General features: G+C 61.0%; 26 protein-coding genes. 15 read left to right on the top strand and 11 right to left on the bottom strand.

Features of this window, described 5'->3' with window-relative positions; all coding sequences use genetic code 11:
• Positions 1 to 57 precede the first annotated feature (57 nt).
• From ACR0I8_RS18480 to rbfA, 4 genes are read right to left on the bottom strand one after another with little or no spacing between them, the layout of a single operon-like run.
• Complete coding sequence (locus tag ACR0I8_RS18480; RefSeq protein WP_170692110.1) at positions 58 to 561, bottom strand: DUF1643 domain-containing protein; 504 nt, start codon at positions 559 to 561, stop codon at positions 58 to 60.
• Between the two features lie 21 nt (positions 562 to 582).
• Entirely contained in the window at positions 583 to 1,488 is a 906-nt protein-coding gene (truB, locus tag ACR0I8_RS18475) for a tRNA pseudouridine(55) synthase TruB (protein ID WP_170692108.1), read from the bottom strand.
• A 60-nt stretch (positions 1,489 to 1,548) separates the two neighbouring features.
• A complete protein-coding gene (locus tag ACR0I8_RS18470; RefSeq protein ID WP_170692107.1) occupies positions 1,549 to 2,283 on the bottom strand; it encodes a phosphodiester glycosidase family protein in 735 nt (244 codons plus the stop codon).
• Positions 2,280 to 2,675, bottom strand: a complete 396-nt coding sequence (gene rbfA, locus ACR0I8_RS18465) for a 30S ribosome-binding factor RbfA (RefSeq protein WP_170379347.1) — start codon at positions 2,673 to 2,675, stop codon at positions 2,280 to 2,282. The genes ACR0I8_RS18470 and rbfA overlap by 4 nt, the downstream gene beginning before the upstream one ends.
• A gap of 92 nt (positions 2,676 to 2,767) precedes the next feature.
• Between rbfA and dapB the strand changes: the two genes are divergently transcribed.
• Both dapB and ACR0I8_RS18455 read left to right on the top strand, forming a co-directional pair.
• A complete protein-coding gene (dapB, locus tag ACR0I8_RS18460) occupies positions 2,768 to 3,577 on the top strand; it encodes a 4-hydroxy-tetrahydrodipicolinate reductase (RefSeq protein ID WP_170692104.1) in 810 nt (269 codons plus the stop codon).
• Between the two features lie 94 nt (positions 3,578 to 3,671).
• Positions 3,672 to 4,781, top strand: a complete 1,110-nt coding sequence (locus ACR0I8_RS18455; RefSeq protein WP_170692101.1) for an NADase-type glycan-binding domain-containing protein — start codon at positions 3,672 to 3,674, stop codon at positions 4,779 to 4,781.
• A 3-nt stretch (positions 4,782 to 4,784) separates the two neighbouring features.
• Here ACR0I8_RS18455 and ACR0I8_RS18450 read toward each other — a convergent pair whose 3' ends face one another.
• Genes ACR0I8_RS18450 through tmpA form a run of 3 tightly spaced genes read right to left on the bottom strand, consistent with a single transcriptional unit; the run spans position 4,785 to position 7,173 of the window.
• Complete coding sequence (locus ACR0I8_RS18450) at positions 4,785 to 5,453, bottom strand: ureidoglycolate lyase (protein WP_170692099.1); 669 nt, start codon at positions 5,451 to 5,453, stop codon at positions 4,785 to 4,787.
• Positions 5,450 to 6,040 (bottom strand): (R)-1-hydroxy-2-trimethylaminoethylphosphonate oxygenase, encoded by a 591-nt coding sequence (gene tmpB, locus ACR0I8_RS18445; RefSeq protein WP_170692096.1) that lies wholly within the window; start codon positions 6,038 to 6,040, stop codon positions 5,450 to 5,452. Before tmpB ends, ACR0I8_RS18450 begins: the two co-directional genes overlap by 4 nt.
• Entirely contained in the window at positions 6,037 to 7,173 is a 1,137-nt protein-coding gene (gene tmpA, locus ACR0I8_RS18440) for a 2-trimethylaminoethylphosphonate dioxygenase (RefSeq protein ID WP_170692093.1), read from the bottom strand. Before tmpA ends, tmpB begins: the two co-directional genes overlap by 4 nt.
• A 100-nt stretch (positions 7,174 to 7,273) precedes the next feature.
• Between tmpA and ACR0I8_RS18435 the strand changes: the two genes are divergently transcribed.
• Positions 7,274 to 8,128 (top strand): LysR family transcriptional regulator, encoded by an 855-nt coding sequence (locus tag ACR0I8_RS18435; RefSeq protein WP_170692091.1) that lies wholly within the window; start codon positions 7,274 to 7,276, stop codon positions 8,126 to 8,128.
• Positions 8,129 to 8,132: 4 nt separating this feature from the next.
• Here the strand turns inward: ACR0I8_RS18435 and ACR0I8_RS18430 are convergent, their stop codons facing one another.
• Positions 8,133 to 8,315, bottom strand: coding sequence for a DUF1674 domain-containing protein (locus ACR0I8_RS18430; protein WP_170692089.1), 183 nt, complete (start codon positions 8,313 to 8,315; stop codon positions 8,133 to 8,135).
• 90 nt (positions 8,316 to 8,405) lie between these two features.
• Here ACR0I8_RS18430 and ACR0I8_RS18425 point away from each other — a divergent pair, with 90 nt between their 5' ends.
• From ACR0I8_RS18425 to ACR0I8_RS18390, 8 genes are all read left to right on the top strand, one after another.
• Positions 8,406 to 9,662 (top strand): transcription antitermination factor NusB, encoded by a 1,257-nt coding sequence (locus ACR0I8_RS18425; RefSeq protein WP_170692086.1) that lies wholly within the window; start codon positions 8,406 to 8,408, stop codon positions 9,660 to 9,662.
• Positions 9,663 to 9,752: 90 nt separating this feature from the next.
• Complete coding sequence (locus ACR0I8_RS18420; protein WP_170692084.1) at positions 9,753 to 11,492, top strand: heparinase II/III domain-containing protein; 1,740 nt, start codon at positions 9,753 to 9,755, stop codon at positions 11,490 to 11,492.
• 22 nt (positions 11,493 to 11,514) lie between these two features.
• The gene (purH, locus tag ACR0I8_RS18415) at positions 11,515 to 13,104 is read left to right on the top strand and encodes a bifunctional phosphoribosylaminoimidazolecarboxamide formyltransferase/IMP cyclohydrolase (RefSeq protein WP_170692081.1); all 1,590 of its coding nucleotides are present in this window, start codon (positions 11,515 to 11,517) and stop codon (positions 13,102 to 13,104) included.
• Positions 13,104 to 13,574 (top strand): signal peptidase II, encoded by a 471-nt coding sequence (gene lspA, locus ACR0I8_RS18410; protein ID WP_480703488.1) that lies wholly within the window; start codon positions 13,104 to 13,106, stop codon positions 13,572 to 13,574. Before purH ends, lspA begins: the two co-directional genes overlap by 1 nt.
• Positions 13,575 to 13,624: 50 nt before the next feature.
• Positions 13,625 to 14,140 carry a DUF3035 domain-containing protein gene (locus ACR0I8_RS18405; protein WP_170555488.1) on the top strand — a complete coding sequence of 172 codons (516 nt, stop codon included), beginning with the start codon at positions 13,625 to 13,627 and terminating at the stop codon, positions 14,138 to 14,140.
• Between the two features lie 82 nt (positions 14,141 to 14,222).
• Positions 14,223 to 15,563 carry a M16 family metallopeptidase gene (locus ACR0I8_RS18400; RefSeq protein ID WP_170667425.1) on the top strand — a complete coding sequence of 447 codons (1,341 nt, stop codon included), beginning with the start codon at positions 14,223 to 14,225 and terminating at the stop codon, positions 15,561 to 15,563.
• Positions 15,560 to 16,864 carry a M16 family metallopeptidase gene (locus ACR0I8_RS18395; RefSeq protein ID WP_170692076.1) on the top strand — a complete coding sequence of 435 codons (1,305 nt, stop codon included), beginning with the start codon at positions 15,560 to 15,562 and terminating at the stop codon, positions 16,862 to 16,864. The genes ACR0I8_RS18400 and ACR0I8_RS18395 overlap by 4 nt, the downstream gene beginning before the upstream one ends.
• Positions 16,865 to 17,073: 209 nt before the next feature.
• On the top strand, positions 17,074 to 17,238 hold the full coding sequence (locus tag ACR0I8_RS18390) for a hypothetical protein (RefSeq protein WP_170379318.1): 165 nt from the start codon (positions 17,074 to 17,076) through the stop codon (positions 17,236 to 17,238).
• A gap of 52 nt (positions 17,239 to 17,290) precedes the next feature.
• Here ACR0I8_RS18390 and ACR0I8_RS18385 read toward each other — a convergent pair whose 3' ends face one another.
• Genes ACR0I8_RS18385 through deoC form a run of 3 tightly spaced genes read right to left on the bottom strand, consistent with a single transcriptional unit; the run spans position 17,291 to position 21,469 of the window.
• A complete protein-coding gene (locus ACR0I8_RS18385) occupies positions 17,291 to 18,100 on the bottom strand; it encodes an SDR family oxidoreductase (RefSeq protein WP_170692073.1) in 810 nt (269 codons plus the stop codon).
• 25 nt (positions 18,101 to 18,125) lie between these two features.
• Positions 18,126 to 20,459: an aldehyde dehydrogenase family protein gene (locus tag ACR0I8_RS18380; RefSeq protein WP_170692071.1), complete on the bottom strand. Its 2,334-nt coding sequence runs from the start codon at positions 20,457 to 20,459 to the stop codon at positions 18,126 to 18,128.
• Between the two features lie 11 nt (positions 20,460 to 20,470).
• Positions 20,471 to 21,469 (bottom strand): deoxyribose-phosphate aldolase, encoded by a 999-nt coding sequence (deoC, locus tag ACR0I8_RS18375; protein ID WP_170667431.1) that lies wholly within the window; start codon positions 21,467 to 21,469, stop codon positions 20,471 to 20,473.
• Positions 21,470 to 21,671: 202 nt separating this feature from the next.
• On the opposite strand from deoC, the gene ACR0I8_RS18370 reads away from it, so the two are divergent.
• Genes ACR0I8_RS18370 through ACR0I8_RS18355 form a run of 4 tightly spaced genes read left to right on the top strand, consistent with a single transcriptional unit; the run spans position 21,672 to position 25,567 of the window.
• Complete coding sequence (locus ACR0I8_RS18370) at positions 21,672 to 22,625, top strand: metal ABC transporter solute-binding protein, Zn/Mn family (RefSeq protein ID WP_170692068.1); 954 nt, start codon at positions 21,672 to 21,674, stop codon at positions 22,623 to 22,625.
• Positions 22,626 to 22,628: 3 nt separating this feature from the next.
• Positions 22,629 to 23,432: a metal ABC transporter ATP-binding protein gene (locus ACR0I8_RS18365; protein ID WP_170692065.1), complete on the top strand. Its 804-nt coding sequence runs from the start codon at positions 22,629 to 22,631 to the stop codon at positions 23,430 to 23,432.
• A gap of 3 nt (positions 23,433 to 23,435) precedes the next feature.
• Complete coding sequence (locus ACR0I8_RS18360) at positions 23,436 to 24,641, top strand: metal ABC transporter permease (protein WP_480703484.1); 1,206 nt, start codon at positions 23,436 to 23,438, stop codon at positions 24,639 to 24,641.
• Positions 24,638 to 25,567 carry a metal ABC transporter permease gene (locus tag ACR0I8_RS18355; RefSeq protein WP_170692059.1) on the top strand — a complete coding sequence of 310 codons (930 nt, stop codon included), beginning with the start codon at positions 24,638 to 24,640 and terminating at the stop codon, positions 25,565 to 25,567. Before ACR0I8_RS18360 ends, ACR0I8_RS18355 begins: the two co-directional genes overlap by 4 nt.
• Positions 25,568 to 25,706: the final 139 nt, after the last annotated feature.

Genomic DNA, 25,706 nt, shown 5'->3' with positions numbered 1-25,706 from the left:
GTCCCATTCGAACGGTTCATCGGTCAAAGCATAGCTGGCCGAGTGGTTAACCCTTCGTCACCAGGGTTCGGGCTGCTGGGTATACGCAATGTAAAGCGGATGTTTGGGGTGCCCGGCTTTGGACAGGCCCAGATGAAACAGAGGTTGCCCGGTGCCGCGCAGCAGCGCCTCAACCGCCGGGCCGCGGTTCAGATGCGCGCCGTGGGTGCCCCAAGCGGTAATGACCTGATCGGCCCATTGGACGCCCTCCAGAATGGCCGCGTCGTTTGCCGGACCGACCGGATCAGCGGCGGCGCGCATCTTGCGCGGATCGGTGTCGCGCCAGGCAAAGATGTTGGTCACCTGAAACGCTCCGAACCCCAGTGCCCGTGCGCGGCGTTCGCAGCGCTCGACGGTCGGGTCGTTCTGCACCTCGGTCGCGGTTGACGGGTTCAACATCACAAACAGTGCCTTGCGCCCCGCCGGATCCCAAACACGGGTCAGGCTATAGCGGTATTTCTCGCAATCCGAGTAGACGGCGGTCGAGGGCGCGTCGCCCTTGATATGCGTTCGGGTAATCATGCCCTTCGCCTAACACGGAGTTCAGGTGACGAACACCCGGCTTGGGTGCAGCTCGCCGGATTTGTAGATGCCCACCGCCACGGCCTTGCCGTCGAGCGAGGCCCATGCCTCATCGCCATATTCCACGTCCGAGGCCAGTACCATGCCCGGATTGCCGTTGCGCAGACGAGTGGCGCCTTCGGGTGTGCATTTCAGCTCGGGCAGGTCGGAGAGGCCAATTTCCAGCGGATGCAGGTAGTCGTCCAGCGCCTCGGTCTTGGCCATCTCGTCGATCTGTTCGATGGACAGGCCATCCTCGGCCTCAAACGGGCCGGACCAGATGCGGCGGAGTTCCTTGACGTGGCCGTGGCAGCCCAACGTCTCACCCAGATCCCGCGCGATCGAGCGGACGTATCCGCCTTTGCCGCAGGTCATCTCTAGCACCACGTGATCTTCGTCGGGACGGTCGACGAGGATCAGTTCCTCGACCCAAAGGGGGCGGGCGGACAGCTCCACCTCTTCGCCGTCGCGGGCTAGCTTATAGGCGCGTTGCCCGTCGATCTTCACGGCCGAGAACTTGGGTGGGACCTGCATGATATCCCCCAAAAACGGGGCGAGTGCCTGTTTGATATCGTCATCCGACGGGCGCGCATCGCTTTGCGCAATCACTTCGCCCTCGGCATCGTCCGTGTTGGTGGCTTGACCCAGACGCACAGTGAAAGTGTAGGCTTTCAGCGCATCGGTAATGTAGGGAACGGTCTTGGTCGCCTCCCCCAAAGCCACGGCCAGAACGCCGGTCGCCTCAGGGTCCAGAGTACCCGCATGGCCCGCTTTCTTGGCGTCCATCGCCCAACGCACCTTGTTGACCACCGCGGTCGAGGTCATGCCCGCAGGCTTGTCCACCACCAGCCAACCGGAAATGTCGCGGCCCTTGCGTTTGCGTCCCATCTTGCACCTTGCCTTTTGCTAAGGCGCGCGGGTTAGCGGATCGTTTTGCCGCTGTCAAACTCAGGGCGCGTCTTCGACAACGCCTACGATTGGCCCCAGTGAGAACCCAATATCCGACCGGTTGCTGGCGCGTTCATACATGCGCGAGATATTTCCATCGAGGAACAGCGCATTCGGCGTTTCCAGCACGTCGCGGAACAGCCTGCCGAACTCATGGAAGGTCACGTAATCCTCAGAGATCGCAAAGACCGTGCGCGTGCCATCGGCACTGGTGCCCACGCCGTTGCGAATGAAGCGCGAGGTCGAATCGGGCAGGAACCGGGGGTGAAGTTCGCCATCGATCACCAGCATCGGGCCCGATTGGGTTGCAAATCGGCACTGTGGGGCCTGTTCCACGAAAGTGAGCGTTTCGAACACGTCAGCGCGGTCCTCACGGATGCAGAACACCCCGTTGGGCAACAATCCGAAATTGCCGGGCCCGGCATTCGGGATCACTCGCATCTTCTCTTGCCCGTTTTCGACATAGTGGCCGACGGGCGAGCGGTCGTCGTGATACATGCCCGCATTCATCGCAAAGGCCAGCCGTTTGCCTTCGGGCGCAAGCGTGTCGTTCACTGATGAGAAATGCCCAAGCAAATCGCCTTCGTCATCGTTCAGAAACAGGCGTATGTCTTCCGAGGCATCGACCTCGCAGACCGTATACCGTCTGTCCTCATGGGTCAGCTTTTCACAGGTGACCGCATGGGCCTGCGCGGCCCAGAGAACCGCGCCTATTGTTACGAATGCCCGGATCACTCGTCCAGATCGCGGCGCACCGCGTCCTGTTCGAACATACGGCGGGTGTCGTCCAGACGGTCAAACGTGTCATCCAGACGGAACCGCAGATCGGGCGAGAATTTCAGGTTCAGCTTTTTGCCGATCATGCGCCGTAGTTCGCCTTTGTTGCGGGCGAGCAGGTCGATCACATCTTCTTGGCCTTTGCCGCCCAGCGGCAGCACATAGGCGGTGGCGATCTTCAGATCGGGCGAGGTGCGGACCTCACCCACGGTGATCGACATACGGTTCAGGTCGGGGTCGTGGACATCTCCGCGCGCCAGAACTTCGGACAGGGTGCGGCGGATCAGTTCGCCGACACGCAGTTGCCGTTGGGACGGGCCGGGGCCATCGTGGAATTTGTTCTTTGCCATAAACCCCGATCTAAGCGCAAAGCAGGGCTTTGCCAAGCGGGCGCGAACCGGGTAGGAGGCTTTGAGCCGACTATATCTAGGGGAAGAAAGCAATGACCCATATTCCGGGGATCGTCATCACAGGGGCTTCGGGCCGTATGGGGCAGATGCTGATCAAGACCGTGACTGACAGCGATCAGGCCCGTCTTGTCGGTGTGGTCGAACGCGCGGGCCATGACTGGATCGGTCAGGACGTGGGCACCGCCATGGGCGGCCCCGCGCTGGGCGTGACTGTGACGGACGATCCGCTGGAGGCGTTCGCACAGGCGCAGGCCGTGATCGACTTCACCGCGCCCGAAGCGACGCTGGAGTTTGCGGCACTTGCAGCGCAGGCGCGCTGCGTTCATGTGATCGGCACCACAGGCATGAGCGATGAACAGATCGCCGCGCTGGAACCAGCATCGCGCCATGCCGTGATTGTGCGAGCCGGAAATATGAGCCTTGGCGTGAATCTGTTGGTGCAACTGTCCAAAAAAGTTGCAGCTGCGCTGGATGAGGATTTCGACATCGAGGTGATCGAAGGCCATCACCACCACAAGGTCGATGCGCCTTCGGGCACGGCGCTTATGCTGGGTGAAGCTGCCGCTGAAGGGCGTGGCGTAAAGCTGTCGGACGTGGCCGACCGGGGCCGCGATGGTATCACCGGCGCGCGAAAGCGCGGAGATATAGGCTTTCACGCCATTCGGGGCGGAGACATCGTAGGCGAACATGACGTCCTGTTCGCCGCGCCGGGAGAGCGCATCGTCCTGCGTCACCTGGCCACTGATCGCGCCATCTTTGCCCGCGGCGCGCTGAAGGCGGCGCTGTGGGGGCAGGGCAAGGCACCGGGTCAATATGACATGGTGGATGTGTTGGGGCTCTAAACCAACACAACCAATGAGATTTTTTGAACATGGGCTTTACCTGACGCCGGGACTCGATCCATGCTTGCTTCGTAAGGCAAGGGGGAAGAGTGCTTTGGTCAAGTCTGTTGCAGGGGCGTTTCTGCTTTCGCTGGCCGCTGGCAGCGTTTTGGCCGAGGACCAACAGGTTGTTTGCACGGTCGAGGGCTGCAAGGAAATCACGTTGCAAAAGCCCCGCTTCAGCGAATCTAGCGCGTTTTCGGTGCAGCAAGTTTGGGGTGTGGTGGACAGCATCCTGGCCGTGTCCGGCCTGTTGCCGAATTTCGAGGTGCTTGAAACCACAGAGGTCGATAACGCAGCGGCTGTAATCTTCAAAGAACAACGGTATCTGGCATTCAACCCGAACTGGCTGGCGCAGTACGAGTCGGACCCGAACGCCTATTGGCAGCTATATGGTGTGATAGCCCATGAGGTCGGTCATCATCTTCAGGGACATACGATCATCGAAGGAGGGTCGCGCCCGCCCACCGAATTGGAGGCAGATGAATATGCCGGATTCGTTCTCGCTGCACTTGGGGCCAACCTGACGCAGGCTCAATCCCTGTGGGAGACTTTGCCTGCACAAGGTTCAGCGACCCATCCGCCCCGCCATCAGCGCCTTGCAGCGGTTGAGCGCGGATGGCTGCGACGCAATGGGCAGGCGCAATCCACGGCGACACCAACGGCTGAGCCGCCTGCACCCGAAGTGCCGCCGCCGCCGGGTTGGCTTATGAACAGCTGCACCGGTATTTCTGTTGCCGGGCAGTGGGCGGATTTGTGTTTCAGTTCAGTTTTGAAGGCTCAGGGCAGCAACAACTATGGCCCTCGAAATGTGACGGACCAGGATCACCGCACCGCTTGGGTGGAAGGCGCGCCGGGGCATGGGTACGGTGAAGCATTCGTTCTGGCTTTTGATTCACCCACGCAGATCAACCGCTGGGCAATTCGGAACGGCTATGCCAAATCGGAACGGACTTTCGTCCGCAACAGTCGTGTGCGCGAACTGAAGTTGAGCTTTTCGAATGGTTCCACGACATCTTTCACCATCGACGACACATCAGACTGGCAAGAGACCAGCGCTTTGGCCAACTATGGTGCCGTATCCTGGGTCGTGTTCGAGATCACCGATGTCTACCCCGGCACGCATTATCAGGACACGGCGATTACCGAGCTTGTCTTCGAGTGATCCTCAAAGATCCTTAACCTTGTCCGCGCGCAGCGGGCAGGCGAGATAGACGCCGAATTCCTTGCCGATATCCGCGCTGACGCGGGCGTGAACCGCACCCTGCCGGTCGAGAAAGCGCTGGTTGTCTTCGACCGGGAAAATCCCCTCATGCCAGATACCGGGATGGATATAGAGGCCCTTTGAACCATCGCACCAGAACGCCACCACCTTTTCCGGTGTCAGATTGTCGCCCGGCAGGGCGGCGGGGACGATGAAGTGCTTGTTGTCCAGCGGCCAGAACATTTGCCCGCCATCCGGGTGGTAGTTCATGTGCCACAAAAGGACCTGATCGCGCGGTGCGCTCTGCCGCTCGACCTGTGCCTGCTGAGGATCAGTTGACCAACCCAGAACGTAGTGGCCGCCCACGGCTTCGTTTCGACCATAGAGGACATCACCTTTCCACTGCCCATGGAACGTGCCTTCGACCCAGCCGGCTTCATCTCCGGTGCCTTCGTCGATGGGCCGCCAGCCTTGCTGCGGCCAGCGAGTGATCTCGATCTCGAAGCCTTCAGGGTCATCGACCAGACAGCCATAACCTTTGACCGATGCGTCCGTGGCGCGGATAAGGGGAACCTCTTGCCACGGCAGCGAGGGTTTTGTGCTGGCTTCAAAAATATATTCAGGGGCGTTCATGGCGTACCCATGTGCTTGTCGACCATACGCTGCACCATCGGGGCGAAATGTGCAAAATCAGGGGCCTCCATATCCGCGCGCTTTCCGGCCTCATCGAGATATCGCACCTGAATGATCTCTTTCAGGTTCGGGTTGGCCTCGAACGCGGTCACTTCCTCGGCGCTCATCGGGCCGCCTTGCAGTTCCAGCGTGTGGACCGAGGCGGCGGACAGCCGGTTGAAATATTCCGGCTTTGTGGCGCAAAGATACCTCTTGGCCGCCACGTGGTAGCGGCAGCAATCGGTGATGACCGACGGAAAGAACTGCTCCAGCACTTCGGCGCCTGCATCTTCGTGATGGCGGTCCTCGGTGTCATCTGGGTGATAAGTTCCGAATTCCGAGGTGAAGTGGCCGATGTCATGCAGCAGGGCACCCACGATGATCTCTTCGGGCATGTTGTTCTGTTCGGCGATGGTGGCCCCTTGCAGCATGTGCTCGGCCATGGTCACGGGCTCGCCCAGATATTCCTCGCCACCGCGGCGGTCGAAGATATCGCCGATGAAGGCCACGATATTGTCGCGGTTCAGGGTCGTGAAATCGGGTTTCATTCCGCCGCCTCCGGCTGTGCCATGTCCATAGCGGCCAGAGTGGAAAGCAACCCGTCCTTATCGGCGTAGCAGCCCTGCAGCCACCGCGACCCTGCGCCCGAGTAGCCAAGTCGCGCATGCAGCACGCGGGTGTTGTCGACAATGAAGCTCTCGCCCGGTTCAAGTTTGAACGACACGCCCATCGCAGGGTCGTCGATGATGTCCCCCAATTGGCGGTAGGCGGCGTAGTAGGCCTCCATCTTGTCGAAAGGCACATCCACAAACGGCGCGGAGGAGCGATTGTTGAACCGGATGCCGATGATTTCGCCATCCGGAGACAGCTCGATCATCGGGCGGCGTGAGCGCAGGTAAACCCCGTCCGAGCCTTTGTATTCGAACCGCGCCGGGAAGCCTGCCAGCAAGGCAAAGCCCTCGGGATTCTGGTCGCGCAGTTTTCCGGCGGCGCGGAACCCGTCAACGACGATGGAATCACCGCCCTCGGCGCTGTTTTCAAGACAGTAGAGGATTTGCAGCGTCGGTACCGGATCGCGGTAGGGATTGTCGGTATGGGCCTGCAATCCCAGTCCGGTATAGGCGAGGTTGGTCGGGTTCACCTCGGTCCGGACCTCGAAATATGGGCCATAATTGGTTTCGCGCACATAGCCGAACAGGTCGGCCACTTTCAGCAGCGATTCGGGCTCGGTCGGGCCGTCGGTCAGTTTGGCAAAACCATGTTCGGCCACAGCCGCCAGCCAGTTGCGTTTGGCGCTGGGGTCGGCGTGCACCGCGCTCCAGTCGCCGCTGGGGGCTGCGATGCCGCTTTCCCATGTGGTGATGCCGGGGGCTATGCGACCGAACGGGGCGCTTTGATCATGATCGTAGACGTGATCGGCCAGCCATGCGGCGGGGAAGGTGACGGTTTTACCTTCCGGCTGGAAGGTGACGCTCAGGTCACCGTCGATCACCTCGGCCGCGCTGACCGAGGTGTTTTCGGGAATGTCGCCAATGGTGATCAGACGCTGCCCGTTGCCCGGCGCGCGGGTGTCCGGGTCAAGCGCGTTGTCGCGCAACCAGATGGCATGAAATCGGGCCGAGGTTCCGTTGGTGAATTCAACAGTCACAACCGAAGGGTCAAAGGTAGCGGTGCGCAGCATGGGGTCTCTCCTGTTCAGCGCGGGCTTTGCTTGAAAGGGATACGCTCCTCGTGCCATTACCACAATTAATGCATATTTTGTCTGAGGGTTGGTTTTTCTAATGGCTAAGGAAAAGATCGGGTTGCCGCCTCTGGACTGGCTGCGGGTGTTCGAGGCGGCTGGTCGACTGGGCGGTTTCTCGGCCGCTGCGCGTGAGTTCGGTTTGACACAGGCCGCGGTCAGCCAGCGGATCGGCAACCTTGAGGCATGGCTCGGGCGCACTCTTTTTGTGCGTGAGGCGCGGGGCGTGTCGCTGACCATCGAAGGCGAAAGCTATCTGCCGCTGGTGCAAGACAGCCTGCAAGCGCTGGAGCGCAACACCGAAGACCTGTTCGGCAAATCCCCGCGAGAGCTGAGGGTCGCGGGGCTTTCTTCCCATATCCATGCGCTGGTTCTGCCGGCCTTGCCAGCCTTTCTGACCATGCGGCCCAAGGTGCGGGTGATGACGGATTCGGTGACACGTAGAACGTCGCTGGAGGAAGAGCGGACATGGCTGCAAATCCGCTACGGTCGCGGTGTCTGGCCGGGGCGCAAGGCCAAGCTGATCGCGCCCGAGGTGCTGGTCCCGATGGCTGCGCCAGGTGTGTCGTGGGGCGCGCCGGTGATTGATCTGCGGGGCGAGCGGCCCGGCTGGCAGGACTGGGAGCAGGGCGCGGGGATCAAGGACCTGCCGCAGGGTCGGATCAGCTTTGATTCCGTCGGGCATGCGATGAAGGCGGCGCGGCAGGGATTGGGGGTTGTTCTGGGATCAGTGCCCCTCGCTGCTGAAAGCTTGCAGAACGGGCGTTTGCGCAGGCTGGACCTGCCAGAGCTGAAGACCAAGGATGGCTATTGGCTGACATGGCCTGAGGAGCGGGCCAAATCGAAAAAGCAACGCGCGTTGTTGGATGATTTCCTGCAAGCGCTGCGGGGGTAACCCATCAGAAGTCGATGGCGATGCCCTTCTTCTCCCAATCGCCGTAACGCGCTGGGTCTGGTCCGTCACGTCCGCCCAGCTCTTTCGGCATGTCTTTTGCATTGGCTTCGGCCTTGCGACGGCGCTCGGCGGCCTCGGCCAGAGCGCGCTGGGCTGCGGGCGGCAGATCTTTGGTATCGTCACTCATGACATCGGGTTCCTTTCCGGTCACGGTCTTGATATACGCCACCGTCCGCCAAAGGCAATGCGGACCACAAGCACATCAAAAGGCGGTTCCATGTCCGACAATGCAACGGCGGCGCGACGCAGCGCGATCTACCTGCTGGATCAGATTTTGGGCGAAGGGCGGCTTTTGTCCGAATGTCTGGCCGCAGGCGCGCTGGACCGTCTGGCCCCGGAAGACCGGGCGCGGGCGCAACGCCTGACGCTGGAAACCCTGCGCGGGCTCGAGCGTGCGGACCGGCTGCTCGACAATCACCTAAACCGCACCCCAGCGCTGACCGTCCACAACGCGTTGCGTCTGGGCGCGGTCGAACTGTGCCATGGCGAGGCCGCGCATGGTGTGGTGAATTCCATGGTGGAGATTGTTGGCCGCTCGCGCAAGCATGGGCGTCTCAAGGGATTGGTGAATGCGGTGCTGCGCAAGGTAGCCGCCGAAGGGCCAGACGCTTGGCCCAAGATGCGCGTAGCGCGTCTGCCGGACTGGTTGCGTGATCCGCTAGTCATGGCTTGGGGGGCAGAGGCCGTTGCTGGTATGGAGCAAGCGCATTTCGCAGCCGCCCCACTGGATCTGACGGCCAAACCGGGGGCGGATGCGCCGGGTCAGGCCCTGCCGACCGGGTCAATGCGGGTGCAGGATGCGGGGCAGGTTTCGGCCTTGCCGGGCTACAACGCGGGCGATTGGTGGGTGCAGGATGCGGCGGCGGCGATGCCTGTACGCGTGCTGGCCCCGCAGGCCGGTGAGAAAATTCTCGACCTCTGCGCTGCGCCGGGAGGCAAGACGCTGCAACTGGTCGCTGCTGGGGCCGAGGTGACGGCGCTGGATATCTCGGAGCAGCGGTTGGACCGGGTGCGCGAAAACCTCACGCGCACCGGGTTGAAGGCAAGCGTTATCGCGGGCGACGCGTTGGACCATCAGGGTCAGTATGATGCGATCCTGTTGGACGCGCCCTGTTCTGCAACCGGTACGATCCGCCGCCACCCGGATCTGCCCTTTGCTAAGGACGGCTCGGAATTCGGCGGTCTGATCGAGTTGCAGACCCAGATGCTGGCCCATGCCTGGAGCCTGCTCAAACCGGGCGGGCGGTTGGTCTATTGCACCTGCTCGTTGCTGCCTGACGAGGGCGAGGTGCAGGTCGAAGAGGCGCTGGACATGTACCCGGACATGACCGTGGATCGCGACGCGCTGACCCTCGATGGGGTCGAGCCGGAGTGGATCACCGAGGAAGGCGGCCTGCGTCTGCGGCCCGATTATTGGCCGGATCGCGGCGGGATGGATGGATTCTACATCGCCTGTCTGAACAAATCCGCCTGAGCGCATGCTTTTCGATGACTTGACGATCGGCGCGGTCTATCGTTGGGTCTCAAGCGCCAGCAGAGCGCAAGAGGCAGAGTAACGAGCGTCATGTCAGATACGGACACCATGACCAGCCGGTGGATGCGGTTCCAGAACCGTCTCTATGCGCGCCTGAGCCAGCGGCAAAAGGCGGTCACGGGGTTTGTCACGCAGCCCGAACCGCGCACCGTCGGGTCTTTTGCCCGCGGCCGTCAGCTGGTGGCGGGCAATCTGCTGTTCTCGGGATATCTTGTCGAGGCACAGGATACGGGTCTGTGGGAGGTCACAGCCCCCAGTCTGGGCTTTGATGATGAGAGGCACGGCTTTGCTTGGCTGGATGATCTGGCGGCTGTCGGTGACATGCGGGCGCGAGACAAGGCGCAGCGCTGGGTCTGGGGCTGGATCGAGGTGCATGGGCGCGGGCAGGGCCCCGGATGGGTTCCCGATCTGACCGGACGGCGTGTCATGCGCTGGATCAACCACGCGTCCTTTTTGCTGCGGGGCGCAGATGAGGCGCAGAGCAAACTGTTTTTCCGGTCTCTCGCGCAACAAACATGGTTTCTGTCTAAACGCGCCCATGCCGCAACGCCGGGTTTGCCAAGGTTCGAGGCACTGGCTGGTCTGGTCCAGGCCGCGCTGGCTCTGCAGGGGCTGGAGGGGATGGCCGATCCCGCCCTGCGTGCGTTGGCGCGCGAATGCGAACGGCAAGTCGACAAACAGGGCGGGATCCCGACGCGCAACCCCGAAGAGTTGCTTGAGGTGTTTACGCTACTCGGCTGGACCTCCGCCGCCCTCAGCGATCTTGGGCGCGGCACGCCGGTGGCGCAGGCCGCAGCGATCAAGCGGATCGCGCCTACCCTGCGCAGTTTGCGCCATGCGGATGGAGCTCTGGCCCGGTTCCATGGCGGCGGACGCGGGATCGAAGGCCGGTTGGAACAGGCGCTGGCCCAAAGCGGGGTCAAGCACAAGGCGGCAACCGAATTGCCAATGGGCTTTGCCCGGCTGTCTGCCGCCCGCACGACCGTGATCGTTGATGCCAGCCCTCCGCCCGTCGGCGCGGCCTCGCTGAACGCGCATGCCTCAACCACGGCGTTCGAGCTGACCTCGGGCCGGCGTCCGCTGATCGTGAATTGCGGCTCCGGGGCCAGTTTTGGACTGGATTGGCGTCGGGCGGGACGAGCCACGCCGTCTCATTCCACGCTCTGTCTGGATGGATATTCCAGCGCGCGTCTCGCTAAACCTGTAACGGGCAGTGAGCGGCAGGCGCTGGTGGATGCGCCACAAGACGTCCCCGTGGATTTCGAGGACGCGTTCGAGGGCATCCGCTTCATGGTCGGCAATGATGGCTATACCAAGGTTTTCGGCCTGACCCACGCGCGCACGTTCGAGCTGCGCTTTGACGGGCGTGAGCTGACGGGCGAGGATATCCTGCTGACAACAAGCGACAAATCCAAGCGGCAGTTTGACAAGGCGATGGATGCCTCGGGTCTTTCAGGTGTCGGGTTTGATATCCGGTTTCATCTGCACCCGGATGTGGATGCGGCCGTTGATTTGGGTGGTTCGGCGGTGTCGATGGCCCTCAAAAGCGGTGAGATCTGGGTTTTCCGCCATGATGGCGTGGGAAAATTGTCCGTCGAGCCAAGCGTTTACCTTGAAAAAGGGCGTTTAAAGCCGCGCGCGACAAAACAGATCGTTCTATCTGGCCGCGCAATGGAGTATGCGACGCGCATCCAGTGGACGTTGAGCAAGGCGCAGGATACAGCCTATGCAGTGCGCGACATGCACCGGGACGAACCCGAATTCGACTGACGCCAAAAGGACCTTTGGACCCATGACCGACCTTCACCCCGTGCGCCGCGCGTTGCTTTCCGTTTCCGACAAGACCGGGCTGATCGAGCTGGGAAAGGCGCTGGCCGAGCGCGGGGTTGAGCTGCTGTCCACCGGGGGGACCGCCAAGGCCCTGCGCGATGCGGGGCTTGAGGTTCGGGACGTCAGCGAGATCACCGGCTTCCCCGAGATGATGGATGGTCGGGTCAAAACCCTGCACCCGATGGTTCATGGTGGCCTTTTGGCGCTGCGCGACAATGACAGCCACGTGGCGGCCATGGAAGAACATGGCATTGGTGCGATCGACCTGCTGGTCGTGAACCTCTACCCGTTCGAGGCGACAGTGGCCAAAGGGGCCGACTATGACACCTGCATCGAGAATATTGATATCGGCGGTCCGGCGATGATCCGCGCGGCGTCCAAGAACCACACTTTTGTGAACGTGGTTGTGGATGTCGAAGACTATTCATCGCTGCTTGACCAGTTGGACGAGAACTATGGCAAGACGTCCTATGGGTTCCGCCAATGGCTGGCGCAAAAGGCCTATGCCCGCACAGCGGCCTATGACACAGCTGTTTCGAACTGGATGGCTGATGCCCTGCAGCTGGAGGCCCCCAAGCGCCGTGCCTTTGCCGGTGAGCTGAAACAGACCCTGCGCTATGGCGAGAACAGCCACCAGCAGGCGGCGTTTTATACCGATGGCACCAACCGCCCCGGCGTGGCGACCGCCCTGCAGCATCAGGGCAAGGAACTGAGCTACAACAACATCAACGACACCGACGCAGCTTTTGAGCTGGTTGCCGAGTTCAACCCTGCCGACACTGCCGCCTGCGCGATTATCAAACACGCCAACCCCTGCGGTGTCGCGACCGGAGCGACCTTGCTGAACGCGTATAAATCTGCGTTCGATTGCGACCGGACCTCGGCCTTTGGTGGGATTGTCGCGCTGAACCAACCTCTGGACGCGGAAACCGCGCAGGAGATTACTGGCATCTTCACCGAGGTTGTCATCGCTCCCGGTGCCTCGGATGAGGCCAAGGCGATCTTTGCCGCCAAGAAGAACCTGCGCCTGTTGACGACCGAGGGTCTGCCGGATGTGACCGCCGGTGGCAAAACCGTGCGTCAGGTGGCCGGTGGCCTTCTGGTCCAAGACAAGGATAACGGCTTTGTCGGCATGGATGACCTGAGAGTGGTCACCAAGAAAGCTCCGACCGACGAACAGATGCGAGACCTTCTGTTTGCTTGGAAAGTGGCCAAACACGTCAAATCCAACGCTATCGTCTACGTCAAGGACGGGGCGACCGTCGGGGTTGGCGCAGGCCAGATGAGCCGCGTCGACTCGGCGCTGATTGCGGCAAAGAAAGCCGAGCGTATGGCTGATGTGCTGGGATTGCCGCAGCCGCTGACCATCGGCTCAGCCGTAGCCTCGGATGCGTTCTTCCCTTTCCCTGACGGTTTGATGGAGGCCGCAGAGGCCGGCGCCACTTGCGTGATTCAACCCGGCGGCTCGATGCGCGATGACGAAGTGATCGCGGCGGCGGATGAGGCCGGTTTGGCCATGGTCTTCACCGGCATGCGCCACTTCCGCCACTGATGCGCAGCCGTCTTCTGCTCTGGGCCGCAATCACGGCATTTCTGATCGACCAGATCAGCAAATATCTGGTCGTTCACGTGATGCGCTTGGCTGAGGGCAATATCGACGTTCTGCCGCCGCTGCTTGTTTTCAAATACGGCGAGAATCGCGGGATCAATTTTGGCCTTTTCCAAGGCAACTCAGATGCAGCGCGGTGGGTTCTGATTGGCATTTCCGTGGCCGTCTGTATCGCGGTTGCGATCTGGCTGTGGCGGTCGGCTCCGACCAAGGTGATGCTGCTGAGTGGCGGGCTGCTGATCGGCGGAGCGCTGGGCAATGTGGTTGATCGGGTGCTGTATGGCTATGTTCTGGATTTCCTGAACATGTCCTGTTGTGGCATCAACAATCCCTTCGTGTTCAATCTGGCCGATGTGTTCATCTTTGCCGGTGCCATCGGACTTGTGTTGTTCGACAATAAAAAGGCCTCGTGACGCGCCCGAAGAGATGCGTTAAAAGCACCTGAAACAGGTTGGAGACTCTGATGCGGTTGTCGCGCGCCCTACTTGCCATGATCCTTGGTGCAGCCGTTGCAGGTTGCAACAACCCCGGCCTGCGCGATCTTGACCCTCCGGGGGAAGGGCCAGATGAGTTCTCCGTGCTGCCGGTCAAACCCCTGACCCAGCCGAAGGATTATGCGTTTCTGCCGGCCCCCACACCGGGCGGTGGCAACCTGACAGATCCGAACCCGAACGCAGACGCCGTGGTGGCCCTTGGGGGCAACGCATCGGCGCTGAACCCTAATGCGGCGATCCCATCCTCGGATGCCGCGCTTGTAACTGCCTCAAGCCGTTATGGCGTTCCGGCAAACGCGCGCGCCGTGGTCGAGGCTGACGACGAAGCCTTCCGCAAGCGCCGTGGCCGTTGGACCGGTCTGCGCCTGTTCCCGGTCGATCGCTACCAGCAGGTTTACGAACGTCAGTCGATCGATCCCTTTGTCGAGACCGATGCAGCCCGTCGCATTGGGGTAGAAACTCCGTCTTCACCTCCGAATGAATAATTCTTTAACTTTCTGTCATCTCCCTTGATCCCGCCGGGCGCCACCGTAGTTTGAAGTCTAGAAACGAAACGGAGGATGCCCCATGGTTCGGGCTTTGGCACTATCTGCCGCCCTGATTGCAGCCACCCCGGTCCTGGCCGAGGACGGGAAAGAGGCGGTCACAACCTTCACTTTGGACAACGGCATGGATGTTGTCGTGGTCGAGGATCACCGCGCGCCGGTCGTGCAGCACATGGTTTGGTATCGCGCCGGGTCCGCGGATGAGCCAATCGGGTCGTCCGGCGTGGCGCATTTCCTCGAACATCTTCTGTTCAAGGGCACCGATACTTTGGCACCGGGCGAGTTCTCGGCCACGGTTGCGGCCAATGGTGGCAATGACAACGCCTTCACCTCCTATGACTACACAGCCTATTTCCAGCGCGTCGCGGCCGACCGGCTGGAGCTGATGATGCAGATGGAATCGGACCGGATGCGCAATATTCGTCTGTCCGAAGACGATATTGCCACCGAACGCGACGTGATTTTGGAAGAGCGTAACCAGCGCACTGACAACAACCCGCGCGCACTGTTTGGCGAACAGATGAACGCAGCGCAGTACCTCAACCACCGCTACGGCGTCCCGATCATCGGCTGGCGGCATGAGATGGAGACGCTGGATATGGAGGACGCGCTCTCCTTCTACCAGACGCACTACGCCCCCAATAACGCCATCCTTGTCGTGACCGGAGATGTCGACCCGGACGAGGTGCGCAGCCTTGCGGATCAGTATTACGGTGTGATCCCGGCCAATCTGGACCTGCCGGAACGCGTCCGCTCGCAGGAGCCTCCGCAAACCGCGGAACGTCGCCTGACCTACAAAGACCCGCGTGTGTCGCAGCCCTATGTGCAGCGCAGCTATCTGGCCCCGGAACGCGATCCGGGCGCACAGGAGAAAGCGGCAGCCCTGTTTCTGTTGGCTGAGCTTCTTGGGGGCGGCACGACCTCTTATCTGAACGAGAAACTGCAATTCGAAGATCAGGTCGTGACCTATGCAGGCGCGTTCTACCGGGGGGTCTCATTGGATGACACCACCTTTGACTTGCTGGTGGTTCCGGCCGAAGGCGTCTCGCTGCAAGAGGCCGAGGATGCCATGGATCGGGTCGTGGCGGAGTTCATCGCCGAGGGGGTGAACGAAGAAGATCTTGACCGGATCAAAATGCAGCTGCGCGCCTCGCAGACTTATGCCCGTGACAATGTGGACGGCATCGGCAACCGCTACGGTCGGGCCCTGACCAGCGGATTGACGGTTGAGGATGTGCAGGCCTGGCCGGACGTCCTGCAGGCCGTGACCGGGGATGAAATCATCGCCGCCGCCCGTGAGGTTCTGCAACTGGAAAGCTCGGTTACCGGCTGGCTGATGAAGGATGATGAGGTGACCCAATGAAACGCATCTTCGCAACCCTGATCGCCTTTGTCATCGCGCTGCCCGCATGGGCCGAGATCAATATTGAGGAGGTCACCTCGCCCGGTGGCATCACTGCGTGGCTGGTCGAGGATCACTCGATCCCCTTCGCGGCGCTCGAGCTGCGCTTTCGCGGCGGCACCTCGCTGGATGACCCGGACAAGCGTGGCGCGGTTTACCTGATGAGCGGCCTGATCGAAGAAGGCGCGGGTGATATGGATGCCCGCACCTATGCGCGCGAGCTGGAGTCGCTGGCCGCCTCATTCACCTATAATGCCGGGGACGATTCGGTTTCGATCTCGGCCCGTTTCCTGACCGAAAACCGGGACGAGGTGATTGATCTGCTGCGCACAACCTTGCTTGAGCCGCGCTTTGATGAAGACGCGGTGGAACGTGTGAAGGCGCAGATACTGTCCGGCCTGCGCTCGGACATGACTGATCCGAACGATATAGCCGGTCGCAGCTTTGCCGCCATGGCTTATGGCGACCATCCCTACGGGTCCGAGGGCAAAGGCACGCTTGAAACCGTGGCAGCCTTGACACGCGATGATGTAGTCACCGCCTATGACAGCGTATTTGCCAAGGATCGTCTCTATGTGGGCGCTGTCGGCGATATCACCGCAGAAGAACTGGGCGTGCTTCTTGATACCTTGCTGCTGGACCTGCCAGAGACTGGCAAACCGATCCCTGAAAGAGCCGAGGTTCAGATCGAGGGTGGCGTAAGCGTGGTCGAATTCGACACGCCACAATCCGTGGCGCTGTTCTCGCAGAAAGGGATCGACCGTGACGATCCTGATTTCTTCGCTGCTTTTGTCCTGAACCACATCCTTGGCGGCGGCGGTTTCGAAAGCCGCCTGATGCAAGAGGTGCGCGAAAAGCGCGGCTTGACCTACGGCGTCTATTCTTATCTGGCTCCGAAGGATCTGGCCTCGGTCTATTTGGGTTCAGTTTCGTCCTCCAACGACCGCATCGCCGAAGCCGTCGAGGTGATCCGCGACGAATGGGCCCGAGCAGCGTCCGAGGGTGTAACCCAGAAGGAGTTGGACGACGCCAAGACCTATCTGACAGGTGCCTATCCTTTGCGGTTTGATGGCAACGGCCGTATTGCCGGGATCATGGTCGGGATGCAGATGCAGGGTCTGCCGATCGACTATATCGCGACGCGCAACGACAAGGTGAATGCGGTGAAGCTGGATGAGATCAACCGCGTGGCGTCCGAACTGCTGGACCCAGAAGGCCTGCACTTCACCATCGTCGGAAAACCTGAAGGGGTGGACGGCTGACGCCGTCCCTCCACGCTGAGGGCATGGTACCTATTGATAACGAGCGATGCGCCGCTTACCGGATCGGCAACTCTCCGCCTTAACTTACCGTTAACGCGTCTTGGCCATACTTTAGCCAGAAATGTCGAGAATTCTGTGATAATCGGAATATGAGATGGGACTCTTTTGGTCCTATTCTCTTGTCACAGCTTGGGATGGATAGTGACGCTATGGTAGTTGCGATTATGGGATTGGGAACAGTTGCGGGGTTGCTGACCTTTGCGGCCGCTCTGATTCTCGGCCAATCCCTGCTCAGCGCCTTTGCACTTTACGTTGTGGCCGGCGTCCTGACCTCGCTGCTGGTTGCCGCAGGGATCTATTTCAGAAGCTCTTGAACGAGCTTTAGCCGAAAAAAAGTCCAACGACTGAACACTCAGCCTTCAGGCTTTAGCCCTTTTTCGCTGCCCGCAGCATCTGACCCATCATCTGGCCAAACTTGCCCGAGCCGCGCTGATACAAGGCTCCATCAACCGCCATGACTGTGCCGCTGATATAGCTGGCCATATCAGAGCTGAGGAACAGACACGCGTTGGCCACGTCCTGCGGTTGGCCCCAACGGCCCAATGGAACGTCCTTGCGCAGCGCTTCGCCCGCATCGGGTGTTGGCGCAAGGCGTTTGGCTCCTTCGGTGCCCTCGATGAAACCAGGCACGACCGAGTTCACACGGATGCCTTCGACACCCCATTCCATGGACAGGGTTCGGGTGATCTGATCAACGCCCGCCTTTGCCGCGCAGACATGCGCCTGCCCTTCGTATGGCAGATAGGATTGCGGGGCTGAGATGTTGATGATGCTGCCACCGGGCCGTTTGAGGTAAGGGTAGGCCCCTTTCAAAACATGAACGGTGCCCATCAGATCGATGTCGACAACGGTCTTGAACGCATTGACCGACATCTCGGACATCAGCGCCGGGAAATTCCCCGCCGCACCTGACACCAGCACGTCGAAATCGCCAAACGCATCGTGGAACTGTTTCAACCCCGCCGCCACGGCGTCCGGATCGCGCACGTCAAACGCCGCACCGATGGCCTCTGCCGCGCCTGCCGCTTTCAGCGCCGCGACCGTGTCATCCACTTTCTCTTGTGAACGGCTGGCAACGGCAAGTTTGGCGCCCGAGGCCGCAAAAGCCTCGGCAATGCCCCGGTTAATACCGCTGGTGCCGCCAATGACGATGACGGTTTTGTTTGCAAAGTCCATGTGGGCCTCCCGTGATGCGGGGGCCCTACTCGCCGTAGGGCACCCAGATGTTTTTCACTTCGGTCGCAGCCTGAAGGAAGCGACGGGAATGGTCCATGCTCCAATCACATGCCGTCGCGTTATTGACCCAGGTCCGTTTCAGGTTCCCGGCTGAGACGACCTCGATCTCTTTCGACAGATCCGTCGAAGAGAACGACCAGACCGCATCCACGTTCAGGTGCGAGGCCAGCGGTTTCGCCAGTTCCGCATGGCTGCCGGTCAGGATATTGACCACACCTGCTGGCACGTCCGAGGTCTCGAGGATCTGATAGAAATCCGTCGCCGCCAGCGGATACGGCTCCGACGCCGCCAGGACCACCCGGTTCCCCATGGCAATCGCAGGCGCCATGGCCGAGACCAGACCCAGCAGAGGCGCCTCATCCGCGCAGAGCGCGCCGATCACGCCGACGGGTTCCTTCATGGCAATTGCTACGCCCCGGATCGGAACGCCATGCACCTGACCGTCATATTTGTCGGCCCAGGCAGCTGCGGTAAACAGGCGCTGGATCGAGGCCTCGACCTCTTTCGTGCCGTCTTTCTTGCCGGTCATGGCGTCGATACGGGCAGCGAATTCACCCGCGCGGGCCGAGAGGTTCTCGCCGATATAGTAAAGGATTTGCGCCCGCAGATGACCGGTTGTCTTGGACCAGCCTTTCGCACCTGCTGCGGCCTCAACCGCGTTGCGGACGTCCTTGCGGTTGGCAAGGCCTACATGACCCAGCAGGCCCGACTTGCCCCAGACGGGTTTCGAATAGCCTCCGTCGGGCCGCGCCTGCTTGCCACCCACATACATTTTCGCAGTGCGGTCGATGGGATCGACCGGAGCACCTTCGCCCATGGTCGCCTCGACTTTAGCCAGCGGCTTGGCCTTGCCTTTGGGCTTGGTGTAGGCCGTTAGCCCCTCCCAACCGCCTTCACGGCCAAAGCCGCTTTCGCGCACTCCGCCGAACCCGGCGGCGGCGTCGAACAGGTTGGTAGCGTTGACCCAGACCACACCCGCAACCAGCTTTGGCGCGATATCCAGCGCGAGGTTCACATTCTCGGTCCAGACCGTTGCGGCTAGGCCGTAGCGGGTGTTGTTCGCCAGTTCGACCGCCTCAGCCGGGGTGCGGAATGTCGAGGAGACCAGAACCGGGCCAAAGATCTCCTCCTGCATCAGAGGGTCCGAGGCCTCGAGCCCCGAGATCAGCGTCGGAGGGTAGTAGCAGCCGTTTTCCGGCAGTTCACAAGCCGCGTGGTGAACATGGCCTGCGGTGTTGCTGTCGACCATGGCTTTGATCGTCTGTAGCTGAACCGGGTCCACAACCGCGCCGACGTCGATGCATTTGTCCAGCGGATCACCGATGCGCAAACCGTCCATCCGGGCGCGCAGCTTGTCGTGAAAGCGGTCGGCAATGCCCTCCTGCACCAGCAGGCGGGACCCTGCACAGCAGACCTGCCCCTGATTGAACCAGATCGCATCGACCAGACCTTCGATCGCGGAATCGATGTCAGCGTCGTCGAAGACGATATAGGCGGACTTGCCTCCCAGCTCCAAGGTCAGTTCCTTGCCCGAACCCGCAGTCGCCTCGCGGATACGCCGCCCCACGACGGTCGAGCCGGTAAACGCGATCTTGTCAACGTCCGCGTTTACGATCATCTCGCCCACCGCACCGTCACCGGTCACGATATTGACGACGCCCTTGGGTAGCCCGGCCTGTAAGCAGATATCAGCAAACAGCAGCGCAGTCAGCGAGGTATATTCGGCCGGTTTCAGAACCACCGTATTCCCCATCGCCAGCGCGGGCGCGATTTTCCAGGCCAGCATCAGCAGCGGGAAGTTCCACGGGATGATCTGCCCACACACGCCCAAGGCCTCAGCATCGGGCAGCTCGCTCTCCATCAATTGCGCCATACCGGCGTGGTAGTAGAAGTGGCGTTGCGCCAGAGGGATGTCGATGTCACGCGATTCACGGATCGGCTTGCCGTTGTCCATGCTCTCAAGCACGGCGAACAGGCGCGCATGTTTCTGCAACAGCCGCGCAATGGCATAGAGATACCGCGCCCGGCCTGCGCCGCCCAGTTTCTCCCACTTGGGTTGCGCCTTGCGGGCAGCTACGACTGCCGCGTCCACATCCGCCTGCTTGGCCTGGGTCAGCTTGGCCAGAACCTCTCCGGTCGCGGGATTGCTGCTTTCGAACCCTTTGCCCGGTTTGGTGAAACTCCCGTCGATATAGTGACCGAACGCATCGCCCTGATCGACCAGCCAGGCCAACGCCTCAGCTGCGCTTTCGGGGGCAGGGCCATAGTCCATGGTCTCGAAGATTTCTTTGACTGTCATTGTTCTTTTCCTCAGCCCATGGAGTGACGATAACCGGCGGAATACGCGCCCGTCACATAATGTTCCAACTGCCGTTCGATATCGCCCAGAAGTGACGAGGCGCCAAAGCGGAACAGGTCCGGCTCCAGCCAGCGGTCGCCCAGTTCATCCTTGATCAGCGACAAATAAACCAAGGCATCCTTGGCCTTCGAGATACCACCCGCAGGCTTGTACCCCACACGATACCCGGTGCGGTCATAGTAGTCGCGAATCGCGCGGATCATCACCAGCGATACGGGCAGAGTAGCGTTGACGCTTTCCTTCCCGGTCGAGGTTTTGATGAAATCCGCCCCCGCCATCATGCAGACCAACGAGGCGCGGGCGACGTTGCGCAGGCTGCCCAGCTCTCCGGTCGCCAGAATGGCTTTGACATGGGCATCGCCGCAGGCAGCGCGGAAGGCCTTCATCTCATCATATAAAGCCTGCCAATCGCCCGACAGCACGTGACGGCGTGAGATCACGATGTCGATTTCTTCGGCGCCTGCTTTGACGCTTTCCTCAATCTCGGCCACGCGCAGGTGGAAGGGCGACAGGCCCGCCGGGAACCCGGTCGACACCGCCGCCACCGGAATGCCGGTGCCGTTCAACGCGTCCACGGCGGTCTCGATCATGTCATGATAGACGCAAACCGCCCCGGTTGTGATAGGCGGCATGTCCAGCGCCTGCAACAATGCGGAGGAAACCGGCTGGCGCGCTTTGGAGCACAGGCGGCGCACGCGGCCTACCGTGTCATCCCCCGACAAGGTGGTCAGGTCGATCATGGTGACTGCTTTCAGCAACCACGCGGCCTGATAGTCTTTCTTGACGGACCGCCGACCGGGCAGGGTCGCGGCGCGGCGCTCAATCGCTGAGGTGTTGGCCTGCACGGCGCGGACCCAATCCAGATCCAATTCCATGCCGGGGTTTCTGGGTTCGGTCACTTGCGGCAGATGCGCGGTGCGCACGGGGCTGTCTGAGCTCTGCGTTTCCATACTCACATCCTTTGGGAGGTTTGCGCCAAAATCGCACGGCTTGGCAGTAAATGGAAGGCAGCAGAGCGGCCTTGCGGTATTTTTTTGACCATTTGGACAAATAAACTGGGATTTTGTTGCGACTAATTCGCAATAGCATTGACTTAGTTGCGAGTCGTTCTCATATTTAATCGCAACAGGGTCCGAATTCCGGAGATCAACCATGATTCGTCGCAGTTTCCTTGCTGCTCTCGCTATCACCGCTGCCATGCCGCTTGCTGCATGGGCGCAGGCTCCGCTGAAGGTCGTGGCTACGACCGGCATGATTGCCGACGCCGTGCGACAGGTCGGCGGCGATCAGGTTGAGGTAAAGGGCCTCATGGGTCCCGGCGTTGATCCGCATGCTTACCGTCAGACCCGCAGCGATATCGTCGCCATGACCCGCGCAGATCTGGTGTTGTGGCACGGTCTCTATCTCGAAGCGCAGATGGAAGATTTCTTTGAAGATCTCAGCCGTAAGCAGACCGTGGTAGCCGTGGCCGAAAGCCTCGATAAATCGAAGCTGCGCGCGCATGATGACTATGCCGACAAATATGACCCGCATATCTGGATGAGCCCAACCCTGTGGGCCGATGTGGTCACCAAGGTCCAAGAGACATTAACCGAGGCCCGCCCCGAAGCTGCCGAGATTTTTGCCGCAAACGCACAGGTGCATCTGGCCGAACTTGACGCCCTGACAGCCTATGCAGAACAGGCCCTGACAGCAGTGCCCGAAGACAGCCGCGTACTGCTGACCGCCCATGACGCCTTTGGCTATTTCGGTGCGGCCTATGGCTATGAGGTGATGGGCGTGCAGGGCATCTCGACCCAGTCAGAGGCCGGTCTGAATCGGATCGGAGAATTGGTCAACACTCTGGTCGACCGCCAGTTGACCGCCGTGTTCGTAGAAAGTTCGGTCTCGGATCGCTCGATGCGCTCGCTGATCGAAGGAGCTGCGGCCAAGGGGCACAAAGTCTCGGTCGGTGGGGAGCTGTATTCCGATGCCATGGGCGAGCCAGGTACCTATGAGGGCACCTATGTCGGCATGCTGGATCACAATATCACCGTGATCGCAGGGGCCTTGGGGGCGGATGTTCCAGATCAGGGTCTGAACGGCAAACTGTCTGCGGGGTTTTGAGTGATGCTAGAGCTTGCAGCGGTTCAGGGTGTTTCCGTCGAAGACCAAGGGATTGAGGCCAGCCCGCTGGCTGTGCGTGGTCTAACTGTCTCATACGGTCAGAAGCCTGCTGTATTCTCTGTAGATATGACGGTTCAGCCGGGAGCGATGACCGCGATTATCGGCCCGAACGGGGCAGGGAAATCGACACTCCTAAAGGCGGCGCTTGGGATCGTGACGCCCTTGTCCGGTCAGGTGACGGTATTCGGAAAACCGCTCGAGGCACAGCGTGCCCGGATTGCCTATGTCCCGCAGCGGGCCAGTGTCGATTGGGATTTTCCGACCCGCGTGATTGATGTGGTTCTCATGGGCCTGTCGAGGCAGTTGGGCCTGTTGGGCCGTGTTCGCGCGCGGCACAAAGCGGCAGCAATGGATTGCCTGAACCGCGTTGGCATGCGCGATTTTGCAGTTCGTCAGATCGGCCAGCTGTCCGGCGGCCAACAACAGCGCGTGTTCCTAGCCCGTGCTTTGGCGCAAGACGCCGATCTGTATCTGCTGGACGAGCCCTTCGCTGGTGTCGATGCGGCCACCGAAAAAGCCATCATCGCAGTGCTGAAATCGCTGAAAGAGGCGGGCAAGACCGTTGTAGTCGTCCATCACGATCTGGCCACGGTCACGGACTACTTTGATCATGTCTTCCTGATCAACACGCGCAAGATCGCCGAAGGCTCGGTGGCGCAGGCCTTTACCGCTGAAACCCTGCAATCCGCATACGGAGGCCGCTTGGCCACCGCCCAAATCGACCAGATTTCGCGCGCGCTGGGGTAAAGAATGCTCTGGGATGCGCTCAGCCTGCAGCTTGGTTACAACGCCACGCTGGTCGCTATCGGTGCGAGTTTGCTTGGAGTCGCGGCCGCCGTGACCGGTACCTTTCTGTTTTTGCGCAAACGCGCGCTGGTCAGTGACGCGATCAGCCATGCGACTTTGCCGGGGGTCTGTCTGGCCTTCATGTTGCTTGTGGCTTTGGGTGGGGACGGGCGTAACCTGCTGGGGCTGCTGGCCGGATCGGCAGCGTCGGCCTGGGTGGGTCTGCTCTGCCTGAACTGGCTAACACGTCACACCCGACTGGCCGAGGATGCCGCCATCGGCGCGGTTCTGTCAGTGTTCTTCGGCTTCGGAATCGTTCTGCTGACCGTCATTCAGACCATGGGCGTTGGTCGGCAAGCGGGGTTGGAGGGATTCCTTCTGGGCTCAACCGCCGGGATGCTGTGGGCGGATGCCTTGATCATCGCGATCGGAGGTGCGGCGGCTCTGGTGCTTGTGATGATCCTGCGCCGCCCGATGACTTTGGTGGCGTTTGACCCCGAATATGCCGCCGCCCGGGGCTTGCCCGTGCATCGCATTGACCTCGCGATGATGGGGTTGGTGATGGCGGTCACTGTGGTCGGCCTGAAAATCGTCGGCCTGATCCTGATCGTGGCTTTGCTGATCATCCCTCCAGTCACCGCGCGGTTCTGGTCCGAGCGGTCGGGTCGCGTCGTCTTGCTGGCCGGTCTCGCGGGTGGTTTGGCGGGCTATATCGGCGCCGCCTTGTCGGCCACTGCGCCGAATCTGCCGACTGGGCCTATCATCGTTCTGGTCAGCTTCGCCTTCTTCGTCCTGTCCCTGTTCCTCGCCCCGGTCCGCGGGATTCTGGCCGCCGTTCTGCGCCATCTGAGGTTCCAACGTCGGGTGCATATCCGGCAAGGGCTGTTGGCTTTGGCACAAGGCCAGAAGATCTACGAACCTCTAACCCTGCGCCTGTTGCGCCACGCTGATCTTGTGCGCGCCGATGGCGTGGCGACCGAGGCTGGCAAAGCTCGCGCTGCAAAAGCGTTGCGCGATGAAAAGCGGTGGGAGGTCGTGCGCGCGGATCAGGCGCATGAGGCGACTGCCGCGCTATACGATGGCCTGCGTGACATCGAAACCGTACTGACCAAGGATCAGATCGCGGAAATAGACAATCGCATCGGCGGACCACAGGGGGTTCCGACATGAGCGGTGAAGAATTCGTTCCCCTGTCGCTGACGCCACTGCTGATCGGCACCTTCGCGGCGATAGCCTGCGCCTTGCCCGGCAATTTCCTCGTGCTGCGCAAACAGGCGCTGATCGGGGATGCGATCAGCCATGTGGTCCTGCCCGGCATCGTTGTGGCCTTTCTGCTGACCGGAGCGATCTCCACCTGGCCCATGATGCTGGGCGCGGCGGGAGCGGCGATCGTTGCCGTTGTTCTGATCGAGGCGATCCGGAGGCTGGGTCAAATCGAGCCGGGTGCGGCGATGGGTGTGGTCTTTACCACGATGTTTGCGGCAGGTGTGCTGCTGTTGGAGCAGACGGATACCTCAACCGTACATCTGGATGTGGAACATGCGCTTTATGGAAATCTGGAAAGCCTGATCTGGCTGGATGCGACGGGCTGGTCCTCGCTTTGGGACCTGCAGGCCTTGGCCGGGCTGCCGCCGGAACTGCCTCGGATTGCAGTGACGATGCTGGGGGTTCTGCTGTTCACATGGCTCTTCTGGCGGCCGCTGAAGATTTCGACTTTTGATGAAGGGTTCGCGCGTACCATGGGCATCCGCACCGGTGTGCTTGGTCTGGCGTTGGTTATCGTCGCCGCGATCGCCGCTGTTGCCGCCTTTGATGCGGTCGGCTCGATCATCGTGATCGCCATGTTCATCTGCCCCCCGGCTGCGGCACGCATGATGACCAACCGGTTGGAGACGCAAATCGCGTGGAGCGTGGGTTTCGCCATCCTCTCATCTGTTTCGGGATATGTGCTGGCCGGGTATGGCCCGCTTTGGCTGGGCGCGGCGGACGCCGTCAGCGCGGCAGGGATGATCGCCACCATGTCCGGCGCGATCCTGGCCCTGACCGCCATTTTCGGCCCGTGCCGCACCCGAGTGGGTGCGCACACACCTGCGTGAAGCGGCACTTTCCTGCCACTGGTTCCCGCAGGTCATCGGCTGAACTTTGCCCAGAGTAAATAAAGATGACTCTTAATAAGCAATTTAACTAATTGCATGTTACGTCAATTACATTACCGGCTAACAACTACCACTCACT

This window comes from Ruegeria sp. BG9 (assembly GCF_056538305.1).
This window is presented reverse-complemented; position numbering and strand designations above follow the sequence as displayed.